A 22063-nucleotide genomic window follows, 5' to 3' on the forward strand; every position below is an offset into this window, starting at 1 on the left:
CGTGCAAGCCACTCGCCACAGCGATCTGGAGGCCACCTGGAAATGCCTATCAATGTCGCCAACTGTCGTACCCTCCCGACCACGGTGTCGACCGGCAACTTCAACGGCGGGGCGTTCGTACCACTGGTCAACGGCTTGCATCGCCACTACACGGCGGCGAACTGCCGGGTCAACCTGAATCCGGCGATGAATGTCGGCGTCGGCATTGCGGGCCTCACGAGCCTGAATCCGCAGGCCGCGCCCACCGGTGACACCTATTTCCTGCCATTCGCGACCGACGAAATCACTTCGATGGTGCTCCCGCCGCCCGGCGGCGCAGGCGCGCCGCAGTCGTTTCTGACGACGAACCTGTCTGGCTGCATGGTCTACGTCGACAGCGTGCACGGCGTACCGGGGTCCATTGTCGTCTACCACGCGAACAACCAGTCCAATGCGCCGGGGGCGGTCACTTGGGCGGCTTGCAGCCGACGCTGGAACTGCCGGCTTGCACCGCTTACCTGAATAACCTGTACAACACCGCGCGCGGCCACCTTGCGGCGGCTCCGCTCGGGCTGAACCTGCTGCCGCTCGGCAACGTGGCCAAGCCGGCCTACAACGCCGGCGCGATGGCCGAGATCAACCGCAAGCTCGGGCAGTCGCGCACGAACGTCGAGTTCACCGGCGGCACCATCGTGTTCGGCCACGTGAACGGAGCACACTGGGAACTCTTCTGGGCGACCTACGGCAGTTGTGAATATGACCGCCCGGCCTATGCGCCCAAAGCCTGGTTCGGGCACGACCACCGCAATCCGACGGCCAGTACCAATCCTAACTACCGGGTGCTCGGGTCCGCGCAGTTCGTCTAGCCAGAGACCGGGCGGAAAAGCACGCGAAGCGCAACTCACGCTCGTCGAGCGAAACGCTGCATTTCACACCGCCCGCAGCTGCCTCACCAATAGCGGTCTCATTCAGTCGAAATTCGGCTAAGCGACGTGCCTAGGTCCACAATTGCTCCACGAGTGCAGCGTTAGTGTTCTCCGTAATTTGACGCAAATTAATTCGGCAACATTTTGCTACGGGAAGTGCTGGACCAGTAGCAAACATTCCGGCAGCCGGAAGGCGCGGGCAATTTTTTTCAGTGCGCCTGCGGTGACGGTATACCTGACGGTATCACCTGCATTTGCGTCAAGAAGATCCTTTAAGTTCAACGATATATGGCGGCAAAAGATAATAGAGTGGGAATTGCGGGCCTCGGCTCCGTTTCGGTAAATGGCCGGGGCCAGCCGGGTGCGAACTTCGAGACATTTGAGAAACGCGAGAAGATGGCCATGACGCCACCGAGTCAGCCATGGCGCCGCCGATGTTCTGCAAGTTAGGGCTCGTCGATGTTTCGCTGATGACCTCACATCCCGGGAGCTTGTTTTTTTATAAGCAATTTCAGTTTGCCGCGCCCCATGGCGGTGTTGTTCTACATAGTCCGTCGATGTAGTCCGCCCACTCTTGCATCACGTGGCGACGGTCATCGTCAAAGGTTGTTCTGTCGTAGGCCTTCTGTACGTCACCTCGTTTCGCGTGTGCGAGTTGCGCTTCGAGAACATCGATGTCGATGCCAAGCCGCTCCCTGCCAACGGTTCGCAGCATACCGCGGAACCCATGAGTTGCATGTTTTCCTTGGAACCCCATGTCGCGCAAAGCCTTGCTTAACGCGTCTCGGTGCAAATGCGGCGTCTTCTGGCGGGCGGGCGACGGAAACACATAGTGCCCGCGGCCTGTGAGCGACTGCAATTCGCCGAGCAACGCAACAGCCTGTTTAGGTAACGGCACGATGTGGTCGTGGTGCATCTTCATCCGGCTGGCGGGGATATGCCACTCGCCCGCGTCAAGATCGATTTCGTCCCACGGTGCAGTCGCTACTACTCCGGGACGTAGGCCGGTGAGCATGGTCAGCTTTAGAGCTGCCCTCGTGATTGGCGACTGGTATGTATTGATGGCCTGCACGAGCGGGACGATTTCGGTGGGCTTCGTAATCGCCGGTATGTGACCTTTCTCGTGTCGCGGGATGACGCCGCGCAGCGACAACGGAATACCGTCCTCTCTCAGGCTATGGTGGATCGCGTAGGTTACGATGCCGCCGACGTATTGGCGCGCCTTGGTTGCGAGGTTGGGGGCATGCGCCGCTATTGCTTCCAACACCGGCTTGACTTCCGATGTAGCGAGCGTCGAGATGGGCTTGTCGCGTAGTGGCGGGATCAGGTATTGCCGAACTACGAATTCCGCTTTGCGATAGGTCTCGTCGGCCCACTCCTGCCGTTTGAAGGCGAGCCAATTCTCGGCGACGAGGTGGAACGCCCCTTCGGCGACCCGTTTGCGTGCGGCAGATTCCGCCCTGCGGTGCTCGACGGGATCAGTACCGTCTCGTACGAGGCTCCGAGCGATCACGGCAGACTTGCGCGCGTCGACGAGCGCAACCTCAGGGTAGGGGCCGAGGCTGAGGAAGTTTTCCTTTCCAGTGCCCGGGCGGCGATAGCGGAGCAGCCAAGTCTTGCTCCCGTCCGGCCAGACGCGCAGAGCGAGCCCATTCCCGTCGGTGAGCAGATAGGGGCGCTCGCGCGGTTTGGCGACGCGAAAGACCACCTCGGACTTCGGTTCGACGCGTTTAGGCATGACCCGGCACCTCGATTCCGCGTATACGCAAGTGTATACGCAAAAATCGTCGATGCCACCGGAACTCGACAGTCGTCCGCGGAAACAAAAAACCCCGTAAGACCGTGATCTTACGGGGTTTCTCGGACTACTGCGGCTTACGCCGGAATGTCTGATGGTGCCCAAGAGAGGACTCGAACCTCCACAGTGTTGCCACCGCTAGGACCTGAACCTAGTGCGTCTACCAATTTCGCCACCTGGGCAGGTGATGAACAGCAAAGACCGCCATTATAGCGACAGGTTCAGACGTGTCAAGCGATTCGCCAAACACAGTCGAAGCTCGCGGCGAGCCGCCGCACTACGCGTCCGGACGACCGCCGCAGGCCCGCCAGGCGCCCGACACGGGTGTTAGAATGCCTCGCAGTACTTCATTGACGCGATGCACATCCGGTGTCACGAGCGAGTGTCGACATGCGATCACCCAGACGCGCGTCGGCTTGGCGTTGAATCAGCTGGACAGCGGCAGTTTCCGGTGCAAATCGCAGTAGAGCAGCAAGCAGCAGGTGCAATGACCGAGGCAGCGCAGCCGCCCTGCAAATACAGTCGAGCGCGACTGCGCGCATTACGCAAACGCCTTCCAGGCCGGACCACATCGCCGACCGACGTCCATGCAACGAGAAAAAATCATCGACAAGCCCTTGAGCAAATTTCCGTATCCGATTCCAAGCCGCGAAGAAATCCTCGGCGTGCTGCGCACGAGTGAAACGCCGCTTGCCGCGAACGACATCGCCGAAGCCCTGTCGATCAAGCGCCAGGAGCGCGAAGGATTTTTCAAGCGTCTCGGCGCGATGGAGCGCGACGGCCAGATCCGGCTCGATCAGCGCAATCTCTATCAATTGACGCATCCGTCGAACTTCGTCGCGGGTCGCGTGCAGGGGCATCGCGACGGCTACGGCTTCCTGATTCGCGACGACGGCCAGGACGACCTGTTCCTGCCCAATGGCGAGATGCAGAAAGTCATGCACAACGACCGCGTGCTCGCGCGCATCGTCGGCTATGACCGGCGGGGGCGGCCGGAAGGGCACATCGTCGAGGTCACTGACCGCGCGAACAAGCGTGTGATCGGTCGTCTGCTCAACGAAAACGGCGCGCTGATCGTCGCGCCCGAAGACAAGCGCATCGGCCACGACATCCTGATCACGCAGAACACCCGCAAGGCGAAGGTCGGCCAGGTCGTGGTGGTCGAGCTGACCGATTTCCCGAGCCGGCATTCGCAGCCGCTCGGCCGCGTGGTCGAAGTGCTCGGCGATATCGACGACCCCGGCATGGAAATCGAAATCGCGGTGCGCAAGTACGGCGTGCCGCACGAATTCAGCGAGGCGGCGCTCGGCGAAGCGGCCAAGCTGCCCGACGAAGTGCGCCCGGCCGACATCCGCCATCGCGTCGATCTGCGCGACGTGCCGCTCGTCACGATCGACGGCGAGGACGCGCGCGACTTCGACGACGCCGTCTATTGCGAGCCCGTGAAAGTCGGCCGCGGCGATGGTTTCCGCCTGATCGTCGCGATCGCGGACGTGTCGCATTACGTGCATCCGCAAGGCGGGATCGACACCGACGCGATCGAGCGCAGCACGTCGGTCTATTTCCCGCGCCGTGTGATCCCGATGCTGCCGGAAAAGCTGTCGAACGGACTGTGCTCGCTGAATCCGCAAGTCGACCGGTGCGTGCTCGTGTGTGACCTGATCGTCACCGCGCGCGGCGACGTGAAGGCGTATCAGTTCTATCCGGGCGTCATGCATTCGGCCGCGCGGCTCACCTACACCGAAGTCGCCGCGGTGCTGAAAAACACCAAGGGCCCGGAAGCGATCCGCCGCGCCGCGTTGCTGCCGCAACTGCAAAATCTGTATGGCGTCTACAAGGCGCTGTTCGCGGCGCGCCAGAAGCGCGGCGCGATCGACTTCGATACGACGGAAACGTATATCGTCTGCAACGCGCAGGGCAAGATCGAGCAGATCGTGCCACGCACGCGTAACGACGCGCACAAGCTGATCGAGGAATGCATGCTGGCCGCGAACGTGTGTGCGGCGGATTTCCTGAAGCGCAACAAGCATCCGGGCCTGTTCCGCGTACACGCGGGCCCGAGCGCGGAAAAGCTCGAGAACCTGCGCACGTTCCTGCGCGGCATGGGCCTGACGCTCGGCGGCGGCGACACACCGCACGCGAGCGACTACGCCGCACTGATGGCACAGATCCGCGACCGGCCCGACGCCTCGATGCTGCAGACGATGCTGCTGCGCTCGATGCAGCAGGCGGTCTACAGCCCCGACAACATCGGCCACTTTGGTCTCGCCTACGAGGCCTACGCGCACTTCACGAGCCCGATTCGCCGTTATCCCGACCTGCTCACGCATCGTGCGATCTACGCGATTCTGCAGGGCCGTAAATATCAGCCGCAGCCGTCGCATGGCGTCGAGCTCAATACCGCGCTGTCGCCGCGCGCCCGCGCGATGCAGCAAGCCGATGAGGAAAAGCGCGGCGCCCGCGCGCGCGGGAACAACGTGGCGATCTGGGAAGAGCTCGGGCTGCACTGCTCGGCGAACGAGCGCCGCGCGGACGAAGCATCGCGCGACGTCGAAGCGTGGCTCAAATGCTATTTCATGCGCGACAAGCTCGGCGAAGAGTATGGCGGCATGGTCAACGGCGTCACGTCGTTCGGCATTTTCGTGCAGCTCGATTCGCTGTTCATCGAAGGTCTGGTGCATGTGACCGAACTCGGTTCCGACTACTTCCAGTACGACGAGATCAAGAACGAACTGCGCGGCGAGCGCACCGGCATTCGCTATCGGCTGTCGGATCGCGTGCGGGTGCAGGTGAGCCGCGTCGACCTCGACGCGCGCAAGATCGACTTCCGACTCGTGCGCGATACGCCGATCAAGCCGCCCGCGGCACGCGGCATCGCGGCGGACAAGGGTGATGGCAGCGGCCCGCGCCTGCGCGCGTTGCCGTCGGCGGAAAGCGGCCCGTCTGTACAGGGTCCGCGGCGCAACAAGGCCGCCCCCGCGCAGAGCGCGGCGGTCAAGGAGGCGCGCGCGGCGCGCGCGGCGAAGAAGCACGGTGTCGCGACCAAGGCGGCGCCGAAGCAGGCACGCAAGAAGCGCTGAGATTGTCACAGCGCCGGGACCGCGCGCAGCGGGCACTTGAACGGGTGCCGGTTGCGCGCGGTCTGCCTTTTGGTTTCATATTCATCACAGTGGCGCGCGCCGAACGCGCGCCCAATCAAAGGTTGTTCAGTCATGGCACGTCATAAGGTTTTATATGGTTTCCACGCAGTGACCGCGCGTATTCGGCACGATGCGTCGACTGTCGAGGATGTCTATTACGACGCGACGCGTAAGGACCGTCGTATGACCGAATTCCTGCATGCCGCGAAGGACGCGGGCGTGCGTCTGATCGCAGCCGACGAAACGCGTCTGTGGGGCCTCGCGCGCACCGAACGTCATCAGGGCGTGGTCGCGCGCGCGGGCGATCTGCCGCTCGCGCAGAACCTCGCCGAACTGCTCGACGGCATCAGCGGTTCGCCGCTGATTCTCGTGCTCGATGGTGTGACCGATCCGCACAACCTCGGCGCCTGCCTGCGCGTCGCCGATGCGGCCGGCGCGCACGCGGTGATCGCGCCGCGCGATCGTGCGGTGGGACTGAACGCGACCGCGGCGAAGGTTGCGAGCGGCGCGGCCGACACGGTGCCGTACATCACCGTCACGAATCTGGCGCGCGCGCTGCGCGAGCTCAAGGATGCTGGCGTGTGGGTGGTCGGCACGGCCGACGACGCGGGGAAGAGCGTCTACGAAACGGAGCTCGACGGGCCCGTGGCGCTCGTGATGGGCGCCGAAGGCGAGGGCATGCGGCGTCTGACGCGCGAAACTTGCGATGTGGTCATGAACATTCCGATGGCCGGGACGGTGGAGAGTTTGAATGTGTCCGTGGCGAGCGGGGTGTGTTTGTTCGAGGCTGTGCGGCAAAGGTCGGTGAAGAATCCTGAATCCTGATTGAGATGGGCCCCGAACAGCCCGTGGAACTCAGGGTACGAATTTTCGTCGATCATTTCACCAGGTACGATGTAAGTAATACGGCATTCCGTTGCTAGCGCGCTCCACGGCAAGCGGCTGGCCTCCGTCGAGCCTTCCCCGCGCCGCTCCGGTAAACTAGTGGTTTTTCACGCTTCTCCCGTCTCTCCCATGACCCAAGACGAACTCAAACAACTGGTCGGCCAGGCCGCCGCCGACTACGTGAACGCCAACGTGCCGCAAGGCTCGGTGATCGGCGTCGGCACGGGCTCCACCGCGAACTGCTTCATCGACGCGCTGGCCGCCACCAAATCCCGCTATCGCGGCGCGGTGTCGAGTTCGCTCGCCACCACCGCGCGCCTGCAATCGCACGGCTTCAAGGTGCTCGATTTGAATGAGATCGACTCGCTGCCGGTCTACGTCGATGGCGCCGACGAAATCGATCACAGCGGCGCGATGATCAAGGGCGGCGGCGGCGCGCTGACGCGCGAGAAGATCGTCGCGTCGGTGTCCGACGTGGTCGTCTGCATCGCGGATGCGAGCAAGGTCGTCGAGACGCTCGGCAATTTCCCGCTGCCGATCGAAATCGTGCCGATGGCGCGCACCGCGATCGGCCGCCGCGTGACGGCGCTCGGCGGCGTGCCCGTCGTGCGCGTGACGAAAGAGGGCGTGCCGTTCATCACCGACAACGGCAACGAGATCATCGACGCGAAGGGCTTGAGCATCAGCGACCCGCGCACGCTCGAGGCGCATATCAACGCATGGCCTGGCGTCGTCACGGTCGGCCTGTTCGCGGGTCGCGGCGCGAATCTGTGCCTGCTCGGCACGGACACCGGCGTGCAAACGATCACGTACGACCAGAACTAGTCGGATGCATCTCTGTTCGCTCTGACGCGTGTGAGCCGTTCCAACGGCTCACACGCGTTTTTTATTGCGGCCGTGTCGCGCGGTCTCGCCGATTCCGCCCGCCACGGCGGCATTCGCCCGTACCCGGCAAGAAACGACTGGCACCGTGCGCAGACAATTCAGCGCTGACGCCGCCGCACGACTTCGCCGCGCACGGTGCAGTGCCCGTGGTTTCGCAGGGGCGAACGGACTCTCTGAACGACTCGCGTACTGTCGCACGTCGAATGTGGGCACGCGCACGCACAGCCAGCAGCGTGGCACATACACTCTTCTCTGAGGCCAGGTGGCGTATTGCGACAGATAGGACGGAATATGAAAGTGGCGATCGTGCACGATTGGCTGGTCGCTCCCGGCGGCGCCGAGAAAGTGCTTGAGCAGATCATCGAGTGCTTTCCCGACGCCGATGTTTTCAGCGTCGTCGATTTTCTGGAAGATCGCAAGCCGCTTGCCGGCAAGCCGGTCACCACGTCGTTCATTCAACGTCTGCCGTTTGCGCGCACTCGCTATCGCGCCTATTTGCCCTTGATGCCGCTTGCCGTGGAACGGTTCGATCTGTCGAGTTACGACCTGGTCATCACCAGTTCTTGCGCGGTCGCGAAGGGCGTGCTGGTCGGTCCTGATCAGACGCACATCAGTTACGTGCATTCGCTGATGCGGTATGCGTGGGATCTGCAGCATCAGTATCTGCGCGAAGCGAATCTGCTGCGCGGGCCGAAGTCGTGGGCCGCGCGCGTGTTGCTGCATTATCTGCGCGGCTGGGATGCGCAGTCCACGAATGGTGTCGATCGTCTGATCGCGAATTCACAATCGGTCGCGCGGCGCATGATGAAAACCTATCGGCGTGATGCCGCGGTGATTCCGCCGCCGGTCGATGTGAACGAATTCGAACTGCGCACCGAGAAAGACGATTTCTATCTGACCGTGTCGCGGATGGTGCCGCGCAAACGCATCGATCTGATCGTCGAGACGTTCAACGCGACCCCGCAGCGCAGACTGATCGTGATCGGCGAAGGGCCACAGATGGCGGCGCTTCGCGGGAAGGCCGGGCCGAACGTGACGATCCTTGGCTATCAGCCGTTCGGCATACTGAAGGACCATCTGGCGCGCGCGCGAGCCTTCGTGTGCGCGGCCGAGGAAGATTTCGGCATCGTGCCGCTCGAAGCGCAAGCCTGCGGCACGCCGGTCATTGCGTTCGGCAAGGGCGGGGCGCTCGAAACGGTGGTGCCGGTCGGCGACCCGCATCCGACCGGCGTCTTCTTCGCGCGCCAGACGGCCGTGTCGATGCTCGACGCGATCGACCGCTTCGAGCGGCTGAGCGCGTACATCACGCCAGCGGCATGTCGGGCGAACGCCGAGCGGTTTTCGGCTGCGGTATTCCGGCGCGCGTTCATGGCCGAGGTCACGCGCACGATCGCGGCGGGCGCTCAGGGTCTGCCGGCGATGGAACGCGGGGAGCAGGTGGAGCGGGCGGAGCCCGATCTCGCGATCCGGGAATTCGGCATGACCAGCGGCACTACGCCGAAAAGCAGGTGGAGGCACTGAGGTGAGAGTCTTTCGCTGTCCTCGCCTCGTGGGGTGTTCGATAGGAGGGCAAGAAGTTTTCGTCGTCATGCAGTGACTTCGCAACGGGCAGTAACGAGCCGTTCTGACCAACATGTGTCCGGGCGGCTATTGGTGTGGGCGCGTGCGTTGCGCGCTTTGTACCGGCTGCGCGTATCGCGTATCGCGCGATGCGCGCCGCCTGTGCAAGGCCAGCTGCGGCGCGCCATTGTCAAGCAGGCAGGGTTGGACTTCAAAAAACGACATCGGGGTGCGCGCCACGCGCTACGAGCGTGATATTCGCTGGCGCGGCATGCCTCGCGTGGCCATAACGACCTGAAGCAGACGTTCGCTCTCGTGACCGCTGAATTGCCTCACTGCGAAGTTCGCCGTGCGGGCAACCCGGCGTGCCACGGCGATTCACTACAACAGGCAGTCGTCATTCGCGCGTCATCGATTAACGTGCGGACGGCTTTTGGACGAGGACGAATTTAAACACATGAATGCCGATCGCCTTCCGGGACCCTTTCCCGACATCTCCGCAACCTGGGCTGCGCTGAAGAGCCAGTTGCCGATCACGCCGATTCGCACCGAAGAGGATTATCACCAGATGGTGCGCGTCGCAAATTCGCTGTCCGATCATCTAAGTGGCAACGACAGCGATCCGCTCGCCGATCTGCACGCGATCGTGACGGAACTGATCGGTCACTGGCAAGCGCGCAATCTGACGATTCCAAAAGCGGAGCCACGTGAGGTGCTGCGCCATCTGCTGACCGCGCATGGGCTCAAGCAGAAGGATCTGGCCGGCATCGCGTCGCCGACCGTGGTCAGCGATATTCTCGCGGGGCGCCGCGCGATCAGCAAGAAGGTCGCCAAGGCGCTCGCGGTGCGGTTTCAGACCGACGTCAGCGCGTTCCTGTAGAAGCGGCATCGCGCGCGGCGGACCCGTTCATGACGGGGTCCTGCGCGGCCGCTCATTTTGCGTCAACGACGGTGGCTGTCGATCGGGCTGCCGGAGTCGGCATTTCTATTTGCAGCGACGTGTGCAAGGTGTTCTTCTTCGGGTTCGGCTTGCCCTGATGGCATGCTCAGAACGCGTTGCGCCCGACGAAGCCCTTGAAAATCGTGATGAAGACGATCTTCATGTCGAACCAGAACGACCAGTTCTGGATATAGAAGAGATCGAACTTCACGCGCGCTTCCATCTTCTCGACCTTGGTGGTCGCGCCGCGATAGCCGTTGACCTGCGCCCAGCCGGTGATGCCGGGCTTGATGCGGTAACGGTGCATGTAGCCGTACACCTGGTCCTTGTACAGGTCGTCGTGTTCGACCGCATGAGGACGCGGACCCACCACCGACATTTGACCGAGCAGCACGTTCAGAAACTGCGGCAGTTCGTCGACACTCGTGCGGCGCATGAAGCTGCCCAGCTTCGTCACGCGCGAGTCGTTGCGGGTCGCCTGCGTGATCTGGCCGTGCTCTTCCTGGTGGACGGTCATCGAGCGGAACTTGTAGATGCCGAACGGCTGGCCGTCGACGCCCTTGCGGATCTGCCGGAAAAACACCGGCCCCGGCGAAGTGAGCTTGATGCCGATAGCGAGTACGACGAACACCGGCGCGAGCGCGACCAGCGCGAGCGCGGCGAACAGGCGGTCGAACATCAGCTTGGGCCACATTTGCGGCGGCGAGAACGGCGTCGCGCTCAGATTCAGCGTCGGCAAACCGACGACATCGACGATAGCATGATTGAACAGCGACAGACCGCGCACATCAGGAATGAAGCGCAGATTGATGAAGTCGTGTCTGAACGTGCGCGTGAAGCGGTAGATCGTGTGTTCCTCGGAAGGCGGCAACGCGAGCCACACTTCGTTCACGCGTTCATCGCGCACCTTCGTCGCGAACGCCTCCAGATCGGTCAGCACGGGTAGGCGGGTCAGGCGCGCGCCATACGCGTCGTGGCCTTGCACGCTGGTGTCGAACACGCACACCGGTTTGAAGCCGGCTTGCGGCGCATGCTCGAGATGCGCGAGCAGCGTGCGCGCAAAACCCGGTGCGCCGACGATCGCGACGGTGCGCGCGTTCATGCCGCGGCGACGCACGAAGCGCAGCACCACGTGGATGATGCAGCGGGTCGCGATGATCAGCGCCCCGGAGATCAGCGTCGAGTAACCGAGCCACAGGCGCGACACCGCATCCATCCGATGCAGCGTGAACGCGAGCAGGAGCGCGGTCGCGACCACCACGAGCCACGCCGCGGCGATTCTCGCGAGCACCGGCGCGAGCGCCTTGCCGCGCCAGGTCTCATAGACCCCGAAGCCCGGAAACAGCAACAGAACCAGTACACATTTGAACGCGATCAGAAGGCGCTCGGTATCGGCCAACGCGATTGGCGCGGAGAAGCGCATCCAGTGGGCGAGCAGACCGCCCGCAATCACGAAGAGTGCGTCGAGACATCGAGCAGTAATCCTGAACATTGGCAAATCGAACCCGGTCATCGAGCGCCGTGCCGCTTATTCGACGGTCTCGGCCTGGCGCAGTCGCGGCAGCAGACGATCGAATTCGCGCTTCACGAGACCGTAGCATTCGCACGCGCGGGCTTCGAGGCCCTTGCGGTCGAGCACCTTGATATGACCGCGGCTATGATGAATCAGGCCTTCGTCGTGCAGCTTGCCGGCCGCTTCGGTGATGCCTTCGCGGCGCACGCCGAGCATGTCGGCGATCAGCTGCTGCGTGACGGTCAGATCGTTCGATGCCACGCGGTCCACTTCGATCAGCAGCCAGCGGCACAGCTGCTTGTTGAGCGCGTGATGGCGATTGCACGCGGCGGTCTGTGCGACCTGGGTCAGAAGAGCGTGCATATACAGCAGCATCAGGCGGCGCAAAAAGTCGGAGCGCGCGAACTGTTGCTTGAGCGCCTGCGCGCTCATCCGGTAGGCGAAGCCAGCGCATTGCACCTGCACACGGTTGGGCATGGTTTCGCCGCCCGTGAGAACCGGCACGCCGGTCATGCCTTCGCGGCCGACCGCGGCGATCTCGACGGAGCTGCCGTCTTCCATCGTCGAGAGCATCGAGACGATCGCGGTGGTGGGGAAGTACACGTGATGGATCCGTTGACCCGAGTCGCACAGCAGTTGCTCGGTGCGCAGATGAACCAGTTCGAGATGGGGTGCTAGCGCTTGCCATTCGTGCGACGGCAATGCGCCCAGCAGATGGTTACCGTGCAGATCGGATTGAAGTGTCAACATGATCGGTCCTCTCATGAAAGTCGCGCTTCGCGTGACTCTCTCCGTTTCTTTGATCCGATGCTGCATCCTCGGAACTGGTTGCCTCGCGACCAGTTGGGATGAACAGCGTCGGCCCCGTTTTAGGCCTGTCTGCCGCCGCCTCTGTTGTTGCGCTCGTGTGCGGTAGCACTCTGTTGCGCTTGGGTAATAGCGAGGACCGTGCCAACGTTAGGGAGAAGGCGTACTGGTGCGGCGCAGCGAAGAAACCCTTAGCGCGTCGCGAGGCGAAAAGCGGCTTTTTGTTTCAATTCTGTACACCGTCGCCGGATGGGGAATGCATCGTATGAAAGCTTTGGCTTTCGGGGAATCCCTTGATAGCTCGGGCCTCACGGGCAAAAACAGTCTGGCTGTCGAAGCTGTCTCAGATTTGAACCTGGCGCCGCATGCACGTTTTGAAGCACTCCTCGTGCAATGGCGAAAATGATTCAGAAGTGTTAAATGGAATACGTACGTTGTCGCACGCAACGCCTTTCAGATGCGCGAACAGTCGCGTTCGAGCCGACAGTGAGTGCTCCCGGCAGACAGTTCGAGACGTGCGAAGCGAGCTTTGACGGGCTTCGCGGGCATGCAACTAGTTCGGAATGACGACTAGCCGTAGAAGATGGCGGATAGCGCATTGATCGCGCGGACTTCGCCTTGGGGTGCCGCGCATGTTTCATCAACTATAAAGGCGACGTTTGATGCAGTTGCAACGACTTCTTGCGGCGTCGCCGCGAAAGCGGTCGGCCGCAGCGGTTCGAGCGCAAGAAGCGGCACGATGCAGCGCCGGTTGGGCGCGAGATGGAACCAGTCGCGCGCCGCGCGGTAGTGCGGATCAATGATATGAACGAAGCGCGCAAAGCGCTTCGCCTCGATCGCGAGTTGCCAGCCGTTGCCGTCGCCGCTACGTTCGACCTCGACCGTCATACCGAGGTCATCGCGCGCATGCACGCTACGCTCGGGCAGATGGAACGCTTCAGACACGATCTCGCCGCTCGCGGCATCGTATAGCGTTGCAATCGTGACATCGTGCGCGCGCGGACCGAAGCGGTACGCATGCGTGAAATCGAAGAACTGGCCCAGATGGGCGGCCGCGCTGATGCGTTGCAGGCTGCGCGGGGCAAGCGTCAGCGCGCGGCGCGCGGACGTCACCTTGACGCTGCCGTCGCGCAGACAGACCAGTTCGAGGTCGCCGCTAAACGTTTGCGCGCGCTCATTGATCAAATGAATGTCGAGGCCGTTCAGGCCTTCGTCGGTGAGCGTGACCTGCAATGGCTGCAGTGTCTGCGCGAAGCCGTGTAGCGCGCTTTTTGGCCGTCCAGTCACGTCGATCATGCCCCAGCCTGCGCCCGCGCGCAGATCCTGCAACTGCCACACGAGGCCGCCGCCGCACGCTGAGCCCGCGCGCCGCCATTCGGCGAAGACGTCGCCGATCAACTCGACGACCACCGCGCGCGACAGATCCAGATAACGCGCCGGGTCTTCATAGCGCAAGCGTGCCGGCTCGACGCCATAGAGCGTCTGCACATAATGGTCGCGCACGTCGTCGAAATCCCAGCCTGCGCCGGCGTCGCGCGGCACGGCGGCTTTCCAGCGCGGATCGTGCGTATGGATCGTGCCGAGCGCATCGTGCAGCGTCGCGTCGTCGGGGACGTTGGCGAACGCCAGACATTCGGCGGCGAAGCGGACCTGTGCGCGGCGCACGTCGGCGAGCGGGCGCTGATATGCGCCGACGCCGTAGTAATGCGTGACGCCCTCGTTAGTCGAAAATGGCCACGGTCCGCCCGATGGCGAATTGCTGACATAGGGGACGTCAGCGCGCTCGCGCGCGACGAGCGCGGGCAACAGCTCGGTAAACAACGGTTGCGCCCGCCGTGCCGCGGGCAGTCCGAACATCGCGGCCTGCTGGTCGACCTCGCTGCCGCCGCACAGCACCGCGAGCGACGCGAAGCGACGCGTGCGAGTCAGGAACTGGCTCGCTTCGCGTTCGATCAGTTCGCTGAACGCGGCATCGTTTGGATAGTCGAAATTCGCCAACGCGAAGTCCTGCCAGATCAGCAGGCCGTACTCGTCGGCGAGCGCATAGAACAGATCGGACTCATAGAGCATCGTGCCGCCAACGCGCAGCATGTTCATGCCCGCGGCGCGCGCAAGCTCGAACGTATGGCGCAATTGCGCCTCGGTGCCCGCGAGCGTGACGAGATCGGCGCTGGTCCAGCATGCGCCGCGGCAGAACACGGGCACTTCATTCACGCGCAGTGCGAAGTCCCCGCCATCGGCGCCACGGTCCACGTCGATCCGACGAAAGCCGATCGAGCCCAGAGAATGAGACATCGCGTCGCCGTCGGCGAGTTGCAACGTTAGAGGATATAAAGTGGGCTCTCCGTGCGTATGCGGCCACCAGCGTTTCGCGTGGGGCACGCGCACGTTGCCGGCGAGTGTATAGGCATCGCGCCATTGCAAGGACGAAACATGGTCGCCGCAAGACAGTGTCGCGCGGCTGACGGCGAGGTCGTGCGGGTGCACGAAACGTAACGTCAACGAAACAACCCCATCCTCGCGCTCGAGCCGGCTGCTCAGATCAATCGTGTCGAAGGCGTGCGGCGCGTCGCCGAGCATCTCGACCGGACGCCACGGCCCGACCGCCTGAATCGACGGACACCAACCGGGCATATGGCCGAGCAGCGTGGTGCGCACGTTGCGAAGCGTCGGTGGCGACACGAGCCGCGGCCGCCAGCGTGCGCGCGAGCGTTTGGCCGCCAACGCTGGCGTCAGCGAGCGAAAGTACAGCACGAGCGTTGCGCGGCCATTCAGCTCGATGTCCAGATCATGGGCGATGAACATCGATTCGGAATCGAGCCGCTTCGCATCGTCGAGCCACACTTGCGCGAGCGTCGCGAGTCCATGAAAACGCAAGCGGCGCCGCCCCGTGCCGATCAGCGTGACGCGATACCAGTGATCGTTGAACGCGAGCTGGGGCGGGTGATCGACGTCGAGCATTCCCGCGCCGCGCCGTGCGCTCGCGACGGTGCCGGGCACCTGCGCGGCGAGCCAGCCTTGCGCTGGCAGATCGGCTGGCGACTGATAGGCATGCGGCGGGGTGCTCAGACATGCCCAGCCGGTGTCGAGCCGTTGCGGCCATAGCGAGGGCGCGAAGATCGCAGTGCTTGCCTCGTGCGCTTGCGTGATCGCGCCAGCCGCGCGCGGACGGCCGGCGGCGCCCTCGTCAGCCGCCGGATCGAGTGTCGATACATCCACGGTCAATTCCCGGAAAAGCCGCGCGGCAGATGCGCGCGTATCAACGCATCAACGCTTTAGCGCACCAGAGCGGCTAGCGGCGGCAGCGTTTTTTCATAAGCGCTTTCGAGCACATCGAAGCAGTCTTCGCAGCTATCGCGACGGCCGCGCGCGATCGCGCGAATGAGCCGGAATTGCATCACCATCGACTCCGACGCGATGCGTTGCGCGGCGGCCGGTATCGTCGGCGGGATCTCGAAGCCCTGTGCGAACAGCCACTGCAGATACTTCGACAGGAACTCGAAGTTCGCGCCGAGCTGCCGCATCAGATTGAACGAGTACAGATGGAAGTACGCCTCGTCGCGATCGAACAGCGTGTCGAGATGCGCGGGAAACGCGGCACGCCATTGCGATATCGGATTGGTCAACGGGCGCCGTTCCAGGTGCGCGCACAGCAGTTCCGCCGACGCCTCCGCGAGCGCGGTGCCTTCAAGCGCGGGCCGCGCCTGCTTGGCGAACTCGACATAGGGAAACAGCAGATCGGGCTGCGCGGTGAAATGCGGCAGCTTGCGAAACACGCCATCGTAGTCGTCGCCCTCGAGCCGGTGATAGCCGGTGTTGTGGAAATAGCCGAGGCGGCGCGCGGCGGTGTCGACGAAGTCGATGCCGATCGTAGTCTTCGGATGCTCACTGCGATACGAGGTCGCGCGCGTATCGGGCAGGTAGTAGCCGTCCACTTCGACGAGTACGGTGTGTCCGCGCAGCGTCTGCGCGAGCACGCGTTGTTCGAGCGAGTCGTAGATCGCGAGCTCTTGCACCTGGATGCCATACAGGCGTCCGAGATCTTCGAGCGGAAACTTGAAGAACGTGAACTGATCGCCTTCGAAATCCTGCGTGACCGTAAACGCGAGCGCCGCGCGCGGATCGAGCCCGAAGCCGTGCAGCAGCTCGATCCACAGATCGACATAGCAGTTGGTCTCCTGCCACACGCGGTCGCCCTGATGCAGCGCGTGCGCTACATGCTCGCGCAACTGCGTGCCGGCGCGGGGCGCCGCGCCGGTCTGCTGGTCGATCGGCAGATCGCCCGCGCGTCGCGACAGGGACGGGTTGGCGAGCGCGCCGTCAAGCGCCGGGGTCGGCGATGGGGTCATGCGCGCTCCCCGGCGACGGCTGCCGTTGGCGTCGATTGCGCCGCCTGCAACGCATCCGCGACGCGGGTGTCGGTATCGCCCCACAGCAGCGCGCGCACGTCGTCGGGCCACGCGTTGACGTCGAGCCCATGATGACGGAACAGCGCGAGCGTGATGCGTTCCATGCCGAAGCCGACGCAGCCCGTATGCGCGGTCGCGCCGTCTTCGGAGGCGATCTTCCAGATCGCGCCGAAGTGGTCCATGTGATAGTTGAACGACAGGCAGGCCGTCTTGCCGCGCGGATCGGCGACCGCGATCAGCAACTCGAACTTGAGCGCCTGCGAGCGCTGGCTATCGGCGACGATCTTGCCGCCGCGGCCGAAGAACGGATCGTTCGCGAGATCGACTTCGACCGGCAAGCGCAGCAGCTTCACGAGCAGCGAGCCGCGCTCGATCCACATCTGGCGGAACGCCATCACCTGCTCGGGGCTGCCGAGGCGCACGTACTCCCGTTGGCGGAACATCTGCATGCGCCCCGGATCGAGCGACGGCTCATGGCGGAAACAGTACGACAGCACGTCGACCGTGCGGCCGCCGGCGGGCAGGGGGCCGCGCCGCGCCATCACCGGATAGATCGGATAGCAGGCGGCCGGCGTCAGCACGACGCGCGTCGGTTTCTGTTGCGCGAGCCATGCGTCGCTGCGATCGTCGTTGCTGTCGGCCATCGCATCGTCGAGCGCGCGCAGCAGACGGTGGTGGCCCATGTCGTTGCCGCAAAACGAATGGATGGTGCCCGCGAGATTTGGAAAGCTCTTCAGGTACTCGCTATCTTCGAAGTCGGTGCGGCGCATCGCGGGCGGAAAACGCAATACTTCGGGAAGCTGATCTTTTCCCAGCTGCGTAATCGCCGCGTTCAGACGGTCGATCACGTCCTCGAAAATCTGGCTGCGGCCATACAGCCCGTTTTCACCGGTATCGATCAGCAGGCCGGCGGCCAGCATCTCGTCGCGCAGCGTGAGCGACGGCCCCAAGTCAGCGGTGGCGGCCGCGGCGACAGCGGCGCGAGCGGCGGTATCGGTCATCAGCTTCATTCAGGGTCTCCCCGGCGCGGCAGGACGTTGTGCGAGCAGCAGACTCGCGATGTTCTGCGCGATCCGGTCGTTATTGATCATCAGCGGCGCCGAGTGCAGGTCGCGCAGATGGCGGCCGACGCTATAGGGCGTGCCGTTCTTGTAGCCCGCCATGCCGCAGATCATCAGCACCTGCTGAACGACCTGTAGCGCGGTGGCCGAGATGCTGGTCTTCAGCGTGTTCATGTCCGACGCGAAACCGAGCATCGCCGCGAGCGGGGCGTCCGCGGGCGTCGCGCCATTGCGTGCCTGATGCGCGGCGCGCGCGGCGTCTAGCGCGACCGACAGACGCGCCTGCATCATCTGCAGCAGGCCGACCGCTTCAGCGAGCCGCAGGCCCGCCGGCGGCATCGTGCCGGGCTTCGCGCGCGCCTGCGCGCGGAAGAACGCCTTGGCGCGATTGACCGCGTCGATCGCGATGCCGGTCCACACCGACGCCCACAGCGTGTGCGACACGGGCAGCATGGTCTGATCGGCGATGTCGGCGAACGGTGTCGCGAGGATCTGCTCGGCCAGTCCCGTCGCGACGAGCCGGAAACCCTCGCTGCAGGTGCCGCGCATGCCCATCGCGTCCCAGTCGCCGCGCCGCTCGAGCTGCGTATCGGCGCGCAGCGCGACGATCAGCAACTGGTCGGACGCGGCCGCGTCGGCGGTGCGTCGCGCGGTCACGAGAATGCCGTCGGCGTGCGCGCCGTACGAGATCGTCGGGGCGAGCTTTTCGATCCGGAAGCGCGCACCATCGAGCTCGACTGAACACGCGCTCGTGCGCATATTGCCGCCGATCGTCTCTTCCGACGTCGCCGACGCGAGCAGCCATTGCTGCTCGGCCAGCTGCGCGAGCAGGCGCGCTTGCCAGGCCGAAGCGCCGCGATGCGAGTCGATGCACGCGACCTGGATCTGATGCATCGCATAGATCATTGCCGTCGATGCGCAGCCCTGCGCGAGCGTTTCGCAGATCGCGCCGATCTCGGCAAGCGACAGGCCTGCGCCACCGTAAGCGGTCGGCACCATCGCCGACAGCAAACGCTCGCCCTTGAGCGCGTCGAACGCCTCGACTGGGAAGCGCGCCTCGCGGTCCACGGCATCCGCATGCTGCGCGGCGATCGCCGCGCAACGATGCGCTGCAGCACGCCATTCGGGACCGGTCGCGAGCGCGGTCAGCGCCACGGTGGCAGCGGGCTGGCCATCGCCGGTCGGTGCGTCGGTAGTCGTATTCGCGGCCGCTCCGGAGGCCGCCGCGGCGGCCTGATCCAGCAGCGAAGCACTCATGCTGCCGCCTTGGCCTGCTGCAACTCGGTCATCGCGGCGGCCATCGAGTCGATGCTCGAGAACAGCCGGCGCGTCAACATACGGTCAGGTATTTCGACGTTGAATTCGTCTTCCATGGCAAGCATCAGATGCACGGTCGCGAGCGATGAGAGTCCGGCAGCATAGAGGTCGGCGTCGTCGGCAAGGCTATCCACCGGAACGTCCAGGCGTGCGGATTCGGAAAGGATGCGTCTCAATGCAGTCTTCATGCAGTGTTCCCCCTTATGGTCAAAAGGTCTGCCGATGGGTGCCGCGATCGAACGATCGTCGGCGCCTGGTTTTCGTATGTAAGGTACTGGCGGTGAGATGACCGCGGCGCGCGTGTGCGCGATGTTGCAGTGCCGTGATGCAGGTGGATGTCTGTCAAGCCGTCTGCGATAACGGGCGCACTGGGTGAGTGCTGCGCTTCATTGACTCGTATTTAAGAATTGTCAAGCCCGAGCGTCAGTGCGATGGCGCACGGAAGCACATCTTTCGCGCACGTACCGTGTAACCCATGATGAGGGACCGTGATGGATCGACCTGCCGTCACGCGCGGCAAGCATCGCCGGTTCCGTCGAAATCTTGTCCACCGGGGGCGTGATGAATTGGAAAACGCTGGAGTTCGATCAGCTATCCGCACGTGAGTTGTATGTCGTGCTGCGTGCGCGCAGCGCGGTATTCGTCGTCGAGCAGTCGCATGTGTGTCTCGACCCGGACGGCCGCGACGAGCAGGCCTTGCATGTTTTCGCGGTCGAGGACATGGCGCGGCCGATGCCGGTGCTCGCCTATGCGCGGGTGCAGCCCGGCGATTCCGAAGATCCGGAAGTCACGATCGACAAGGTGCTGACGAGCCCGCTGCGGCGCGGCGATGGTACCGCCGAAATGCTGATCGAGCGCGTGCTCGAAGCGGCCGTCGAACGCTGGCCGGGCCGCGCCACGCGCGTGAGCGCACCGCTTGACTTGCGCGGGTTCTACGAGCAGTTCGGTTTTCGTAAGACGGAGGGGCCGTACCTCGAACACGGCGTGCCGTTCATCGGTCTCACGCGTCAGTTGCGCGGCGCTGCGGCGCGCTTCGGTTCACGGCGCCGCGAACGCGGCGACGCATCGTTCGTCGATACGTTCGAGCTGTTGTGATGCCGCGCGCGCCGCGGCTCAGCCTCGCGCCCGTCCGGACGACGGCACGACACGCAGCCAGAGCCTGTAAAGCGCGACGCGCAGCTCGCTCGATCCATGCAGCGACATGCCGAAGTTCGCTGCGCTCAACACGAGCGCGACGACGATCGCCGGCAGCAATGCGCTGATCGAGTCCGCTAGCGCAAGCGCGACCAGCAGAAACGTCAGATGCGCGAGCAGGTTGCGCACGATCGTCCACGCATGCAGCCGTGAAAACGCGAGCAACACTGAATAATCCAATAGCGCTTTCAGCACGACGACGACCGCCGCGCCCATGATCCCGAACGAGTGGATGCCGCACCACAACGCGCCGGTGAAGAACGGCAACTGCAGCCAGCTGACGCTCGCCACCGCCGCCGGATGAGTCTGCGCCTGCAACAGGCTGCCGAGGATGCTCGACTGGCCGCTCAGCCACACGCCGAGGATCAGCACGCTGGCGACCGGCGTCGAGGCAGCGAGCTGCGCTCCGAGCCACAGCAGCAGGAACGGCTTCAGCGCGAACAGCGCGACGATCACGCACGGTGTAAAAGCCCCGTTGAGAAACGCGAGCGCGTGGTGCGCGAGCGCGTCCGCATCCTCGCGCGACGCCGCCGACAGCCGCGGAAACAGGGTTCGCACGATCGCGAGCGGCAGCAGGTTCAATCGATTGATCAGGTTTTGCGGCGTCGCGTAGTAGGTGACGAAGCGCGCGCCGAGCAGCCCGCCGACGAACACGCGGTCGAGCGTCGACGCGATCATGTTGGCGCCGGAAAACATCAGCAGCCAGCGGCCGTAGCGGAACAGCCCGAGCATCAGGTGCCATTGCGGCATGCGCATCCGGCGAATGCCGAGCGCGCGAATCGCGGCCACGCCGAGCAACAGACCCGCGACGAGACGCGCGATCACGGCGGCCGGAATCACGATCGCGAGCGACGGCGAAAAGCAGAAGATCGCCGCGATCGGCAGCAACTGGAATAGCGCGGTGCCGAGCGTCTGGTTGATGTTGTAGCTCCGGAAGCACTCGACGCCGGTGATCGCGCCCGCGAACACCCAGGTGACGTTCGCGATCGGCACGGCGACCGCGATCCACGGCAGGCTCGCCATCACTTCATGCTGGAACGTCGGCTCGATTTTTACGCCGTAGGTGATGTAGACGATGGTGCTGGCATAAATCAGTGCGCCGCCGATGATGCCGGTGCCGAGATTCATAAACCACGCGCTCCAGAAAATCGGTTCGATCGAATCGTCGTTGGCCGCGCGAGCCTTGGCGATCTGGTTTTCCGTCGCGAGACTGGTGCCCAGATCGAGGACGCTGAAGTAGCCGATCAGCGCCCACACCAGATTGATCACCCCATAACGCTCGGCACCCAGCAGATGAATGTAGGTGGGCACGGTCACGAGGGAAACGAAGGTCGGCGCGACGGCTCCGGCAAAGTTGATAACGATGTTCCTGACGATGCTTCTTTCCATGTTCCATTGTCCGGCCGTTGAGGGGCGAGCCTATCGTGTGATTTTTTCGTCGGCGCTGTCGCTGGACAGCGGCCCCTTCGCGCGGACTCGGGCGGCGGCATCAATGCGTCGCAGGTCTTGCATCTTGCCCCCAGGTGCCGCGTGACTGTGTGGGTGGCCGTACAGATAGCCGCGATCAGGCGGGGGTTAAATGTCAAAGGTCATCGGGTAGCGCGGTGGTTGGCCGCGAGGAGTCCAGACCAACGTGGCGGGGCGCACAT

General features: G+C 63.9%; 18 protein-coding genes and 1 tRNA gene. 9 read left to right on the plus strand and 10 right to left on the minus strand.

Features of this window, described 5'->3' with window-relative positions; all coding sequences use genetic code 11:
* The first annotated feature begins 42 nt into the window (after window positions 1-42).
* Complete coding sequence (locus tag OKW43_RS21660) at window positions 43-501, plus strand: hypothetical protein (RefSeq protein WP_429449735.1); 459 nt, start codon at window positions 43-45, stop codon at window positions 499-501.
* Window positions 459-845, plus strand: a complete 387-nt coding sequence (locus OKW43_RS21665) for a hypothetical protein (protein WP_429449737.1) — start codon at window positions 459-461, stop codon at window positions 843-845. Before OKW43_RS21660 ends, OKW43_RS21665 begins: the two co-directional genes overlap by 43 nt.
* 571 nt (window positions 846-1416) lie before the next feature.
* On the opposite strand, the gene OKW43_RS21670 is transcribed toward OKW43_RS21665, so the two are convergent.
* Both OKW43_RS21670 and OKW43_RS21675 read right to left on the minus strand, forming a co-directional pair.
* Window positions 1417-2643 (minus strand): tyrosine-type recombinase/integrase, encoded by a 1227-nt coding sequence (locus tag OKW43_RS21670; protein WP_429449739.1) that lies wholly within the window; start codon window positions 2641-2643, stop codon window positions 1417-1419.
* Window positions 2644-2798: 155 nt separating this feature from the next.
* Window positions 2799-2885: transfer RNA gene (locus OKW43_RS21675), tRNA-Leu, on the minus strand.
* A 405-nt stretch (window positions 2886-3290) separates the two neighbouring features.
* Here OKW43_RS21675 and rnr point away from each other — a divergent pair.
* The 5 genes from rnr (at window position 3291) to OKW43_RS21700 (ending at window position 10053) form a co-directional block, all read left to right on the plus strand.
* Window positions 3291-5783 (plus strand): ribonuclease R, encoded by a 2493-nt coding sequence (gene rnr, locus OKW43_RS21680; protein ID WP_429449741.1) that lies wholly within the window; start codon window positions 3291-3293, stop codon window positions 5781-5783.
* Window positions 5784-5915: 132 nt separating this feature from the next.
* Window positions 5916-6668, plus strand: a complete 753-nt coding sequence (gene rlmB, locus OKW43_RS21685) for a 23S rRNA (guanosine(2251)-2'-O)-methyltransferase RlmB (protein ID WP_187636317.1) — start codon at window positions 5916-5918, stop codon at window positions 6666-6668.
* 189 nt (window positions 6669-6857) lie between these two features.
* The gene (gene rpiA, locus OKW43_RS21690; RefSeq protein WP_187636318.1) at window positions 6858-7553 is read left to right on the plus strand and encodes a ribose-5-phosphate isomerase RpiA; all 696 of its coding nucleotides are present in this window, start codon (window positions 6858-6860) and stop codon (window positions 7551-7553) included.
* A 351-nt stretch (window positions 7554-7904) separates the two neighbouring features.
* Complete coding sequence (locus tag OKW43_RS21695) at window positions 7905-9134, plus strand: glycosyltransferase family 4 protein (protein ID WP_187636319.1); 1230 nt, start codon at window positions 7905-7907, stop codon at window positions 9132-9134.
* A 496-nt stretch (window positions 9135-9630) separates the two neighbouring features.
* Entirely contained in the window at window positions 9631-10053 is a 423-nt protein-coding gene (locus OKW43_RS21700; RefSeq protein WP_187636320.1) for a helix-turn-helix domain-containing protein, read from the plus strand.
* Between the two features lie 166 nt (window positions 10054-10219).
* Here OKW43_RS21700 and OKW43_RS21705 read toward each other — a convergent pair whose 3' ends face one another.
* Window positions 10220-11605 carry an undecaprenyl-phosphate glucose phosphotransferase gene (locus OKW43_RS21705; protein ID WP_429449745.1) on the minus strand — a complete coding sequence of 462 codons (1386 nt, stop codon included), beginning with the start codon at window positions 11603-11605 and terminating at the stop codon, window positions 10220-10222.
* A gap of 36 nt (window positions 11606-11641) precedes the next feature.
* Window positions 11642-12376, minus strand: coding sequence for a Crp/Fnr family transcriptional regulator (locus OKW43_RS21710; protein ID WP_187636322.1), 735 nt, complete (start codon window positions 12374-12376; stop codon window positions 11642-11644).
* Between the two features lie 226 nt (window positions 12377-12602).
* Here OKW43_RS21710 and OKW43_RS21715 point away from each other — a divergent pair, with 226 nt between their 5' ends.
* Window positions 12603-12839: a hypothetical protein gene (locus OKW43_RS21715; protein WP_429449747.1), complete on the plus strand. Its 237-nt coding sequence runs from the start codon at window positions 12603-12605 to the stop codon at window positions 12837-12839.
* Between the two features lie 164 nt (window positions 12840-13003).
* On the opposite strand, the gene OKW43_RS21720 is transcribed toward OKW43_RS21715, so the two are convergent.
* Genes OKW43_RS21720 through OKW43_RS21740 form a run of 5 tightly spaced genes read right to left on the minus strand, consistent with a single transcriptional unit; the run spans window position 13004 to window position 19408 of the window.
* The gene (locus OKW43_RS21720; protein WP_429449749.1) at window positions 13004-15658 is read right to left on the minus strand and encodes a glycosyl hydrolase 2 galactose-binding domain-containing protein; all 2655 of its coding nucleotides are present in this window, start codon (window positions 15656-15658) and stop codon (window positions 13004-13006) included.
* 50 nt (window positions 15659-15708) lie between these two features.
* Window positions 15709-16782: a DUF1839 family protein gene (locus OKW43_RS21725; RefSeq protein WP_187636324.1), complete on the minus strand. Its 1074-nt coding sequence runs from the start codon at window positions 16780-16782 to the stop codon at window positions 15709-15711.
* Window positions 16779-17852, minus strand: a complete 1074-nt coding sequence (locus OKW43_RS21730) for an amino acid--[acyl-carrier-protein] ligase (RefSeq protein ID WP_187636325.1) — start codon at window positions 17850-17852, stop codon at window positions 16779-16781. The genes OKW43_RS21725 and OKW43_RS21730 overlap by 4 nt, the downstream gene beginning before the upstream one ends.
* The gene (locus OKW43_RS21735; RefSeq protein WP_429449752.1) at window positions 17853-19160 is read right to left on the minus strand and encodes an acyl-CoA dehydrogenase family protein; all 1308 of its coding nucleotides are present in this window, start codon (window positions 19158-19160) and stop codon (window positions 17853-17855) included.
* Window positions 19157-19408 carry an acyl carrier protein gene (locus tag OKW43_RS21740; protein WP_187636327.1) on the minus strand — a complete coding sequence of 84 codons (252 nt, stop codon included), beginning with the start codon at window positions 19406-19408 and terminating at the stop codon, window positions 19157-19159. Before OKW43_RS21740 ends, OKW43_RS21735 begins: the two co-directional genes overlap by 4 nt.
* A 373-nt stretch (window positions 19409-19781) precedes the next feature.
* Between OKW43_RS21740 and OKW43_RS21745 the strand changes: the two genes are divergently transcribed.
* A complete protein-coding gene (locus tag OKW43_RS21745) occupies window positions 19782-20315 on the plus strand; it encodes a GNAT family N-acetyltransferase (RefSeq protein ID WP_187636328.1) in 534 nt (177 codons plus the stop codon).
* A gap of 18 nt (window positions 20316-20333) precedes the next feature.
* Here OKW43_RS21745 and OKW43_RS21750 read toward each other — a convergent pair whose 3' ends face one another.
* Window positions 20334-21803 (minus strand): oligosaccharide flippase family protein, encoded by a 1470-nt coding sequence (locus OKW43_RS21750; RefSeq protein WP_429449755.1) that lies wholly within the window; start codon window positions 21801-21803, stop codon window positions 20334-20336.
* Window positions 21804-22063: the final 260 nt, after the last annotated feature.

The organism is Paraburkholderia sp. WC7.3g (assembly GCF_050436345.1).
Taxonomy (GTDB): domain Bacteria; phylum Pseudomonadota; class Gammaproteobacteria; order Burkholderiales; family Burkholderiaceae; genus Paraburkholderia; species Paraburkholderia podalyriae.

Excerpts from the sequence above, each read along its gene's own strand:
- OKW43_RS21735 (WP_429449752.1), bottom strand. The coding sequence starts at position 19,160 with ATGAGTGCTTCGCTGCTGGATCAGGCCGCCGCGGCGGCCTCCGGAGCG.
- OKW43_RS21705 (WP_429449745.1), bottom strand. The coding sequence starts at position 11,605 with ATGTTCAGGATTACTGCTCGATGTCTCGACGCACTCTTCGTGATTGCG.
- OKW43_RS21725 (WP_187636324.1), bottom strand. The coding sequence starts at position 16,782 with ATGACCCCATCGCCGACCCCGGCGCTTGACGGCGCGCTCGCCAACCCG.
- OKW43_RS21745 (WP_187636328.1), top strand. The coding sequence starts at position 19,782 with ATGAATTGGAAAACGCTGGAGTTCGATCAGCTATCCGCACGTGAGTTG.
- OKW43_RS21730 (WP_187636325.1), bottom strand. The coding sequence starts at position 17,852 with ATGAAGCTGATGACCGATACCGCCGCTCGCGCCGCTGTCGCCGCGGCC.
- OKW43_RS21710 (WP_187636322.1), bottom strand. The coding sequence starts at position 12,376 with ATGTTGACACTTCAATCCGATCTGCACGGTAACCATCTGCTGGGCGCA.
- OKW43_RS21740 (WP_187636327.1), bottom strand. The coding sequence starts at position 19,408 with ATGAAGACTGCATTGAGACGCATCCTTTCCGAATCCGCACGCCTGGAC.
- OKW43_RS21700 (WP_187636320.1), top strand. The coding sequence starts at position 9,631 with ATGAATGCCGATCGCCTTCCGGGACCCTTTCCCGACATCTCCGCAACC.
- rlmB (WP_187636317.1), top strand. The coding sequence starts at position 5,916 with ATGGCACGTCATAAGGTTTTATATGGTTTCCACGCAGTGACCGCGCGT.
- OKW43_RS21660 (WP_429449735.1), top strand. The coding sequence starts at position 43 with ATGCCTATCAATGTCGCCAACTGTCGTACCCTCCCGACCACGGTGTCG.
- OKW43_RS21750 (WP_429449755.1), bottom strand. The coding sequence starts at position 21,803 with ATGGAAAGAAGCATCGTCAGGAACATCGTTATCAACTTTGCCGGAGCC.
- OKW43_RS21670 (WP_429449739.1), bottom strand. The coding sequence starts at position 2,643 with ATGCCTAAACGCGTCGAACCGAAGTCCGAGGTGGTCTTTCGCGTCGCC.
- rpiA (WP_187636318.1), top strand. The coding sequence starts at position 6,858 with ATGACCCAAGACGAACTCAAACAACTGGTCGGCCAGGCCGCCGCCGAC.
- OKW43_RS21695 (WP_187636319.1), top strand. The coding sequence starts at position 7,905 with ATGAAAGTGGCGATCGTGCACGATTGGCTGGTCGCTCCCGGCGGCGCC.
- rnr (WP_429449741.1), top strand. The coding sequence starts at position 3,291 with ATGCAACGAGAAAAAATCATCGACAAGCCCTTGAGCAAATTTCCGTAT.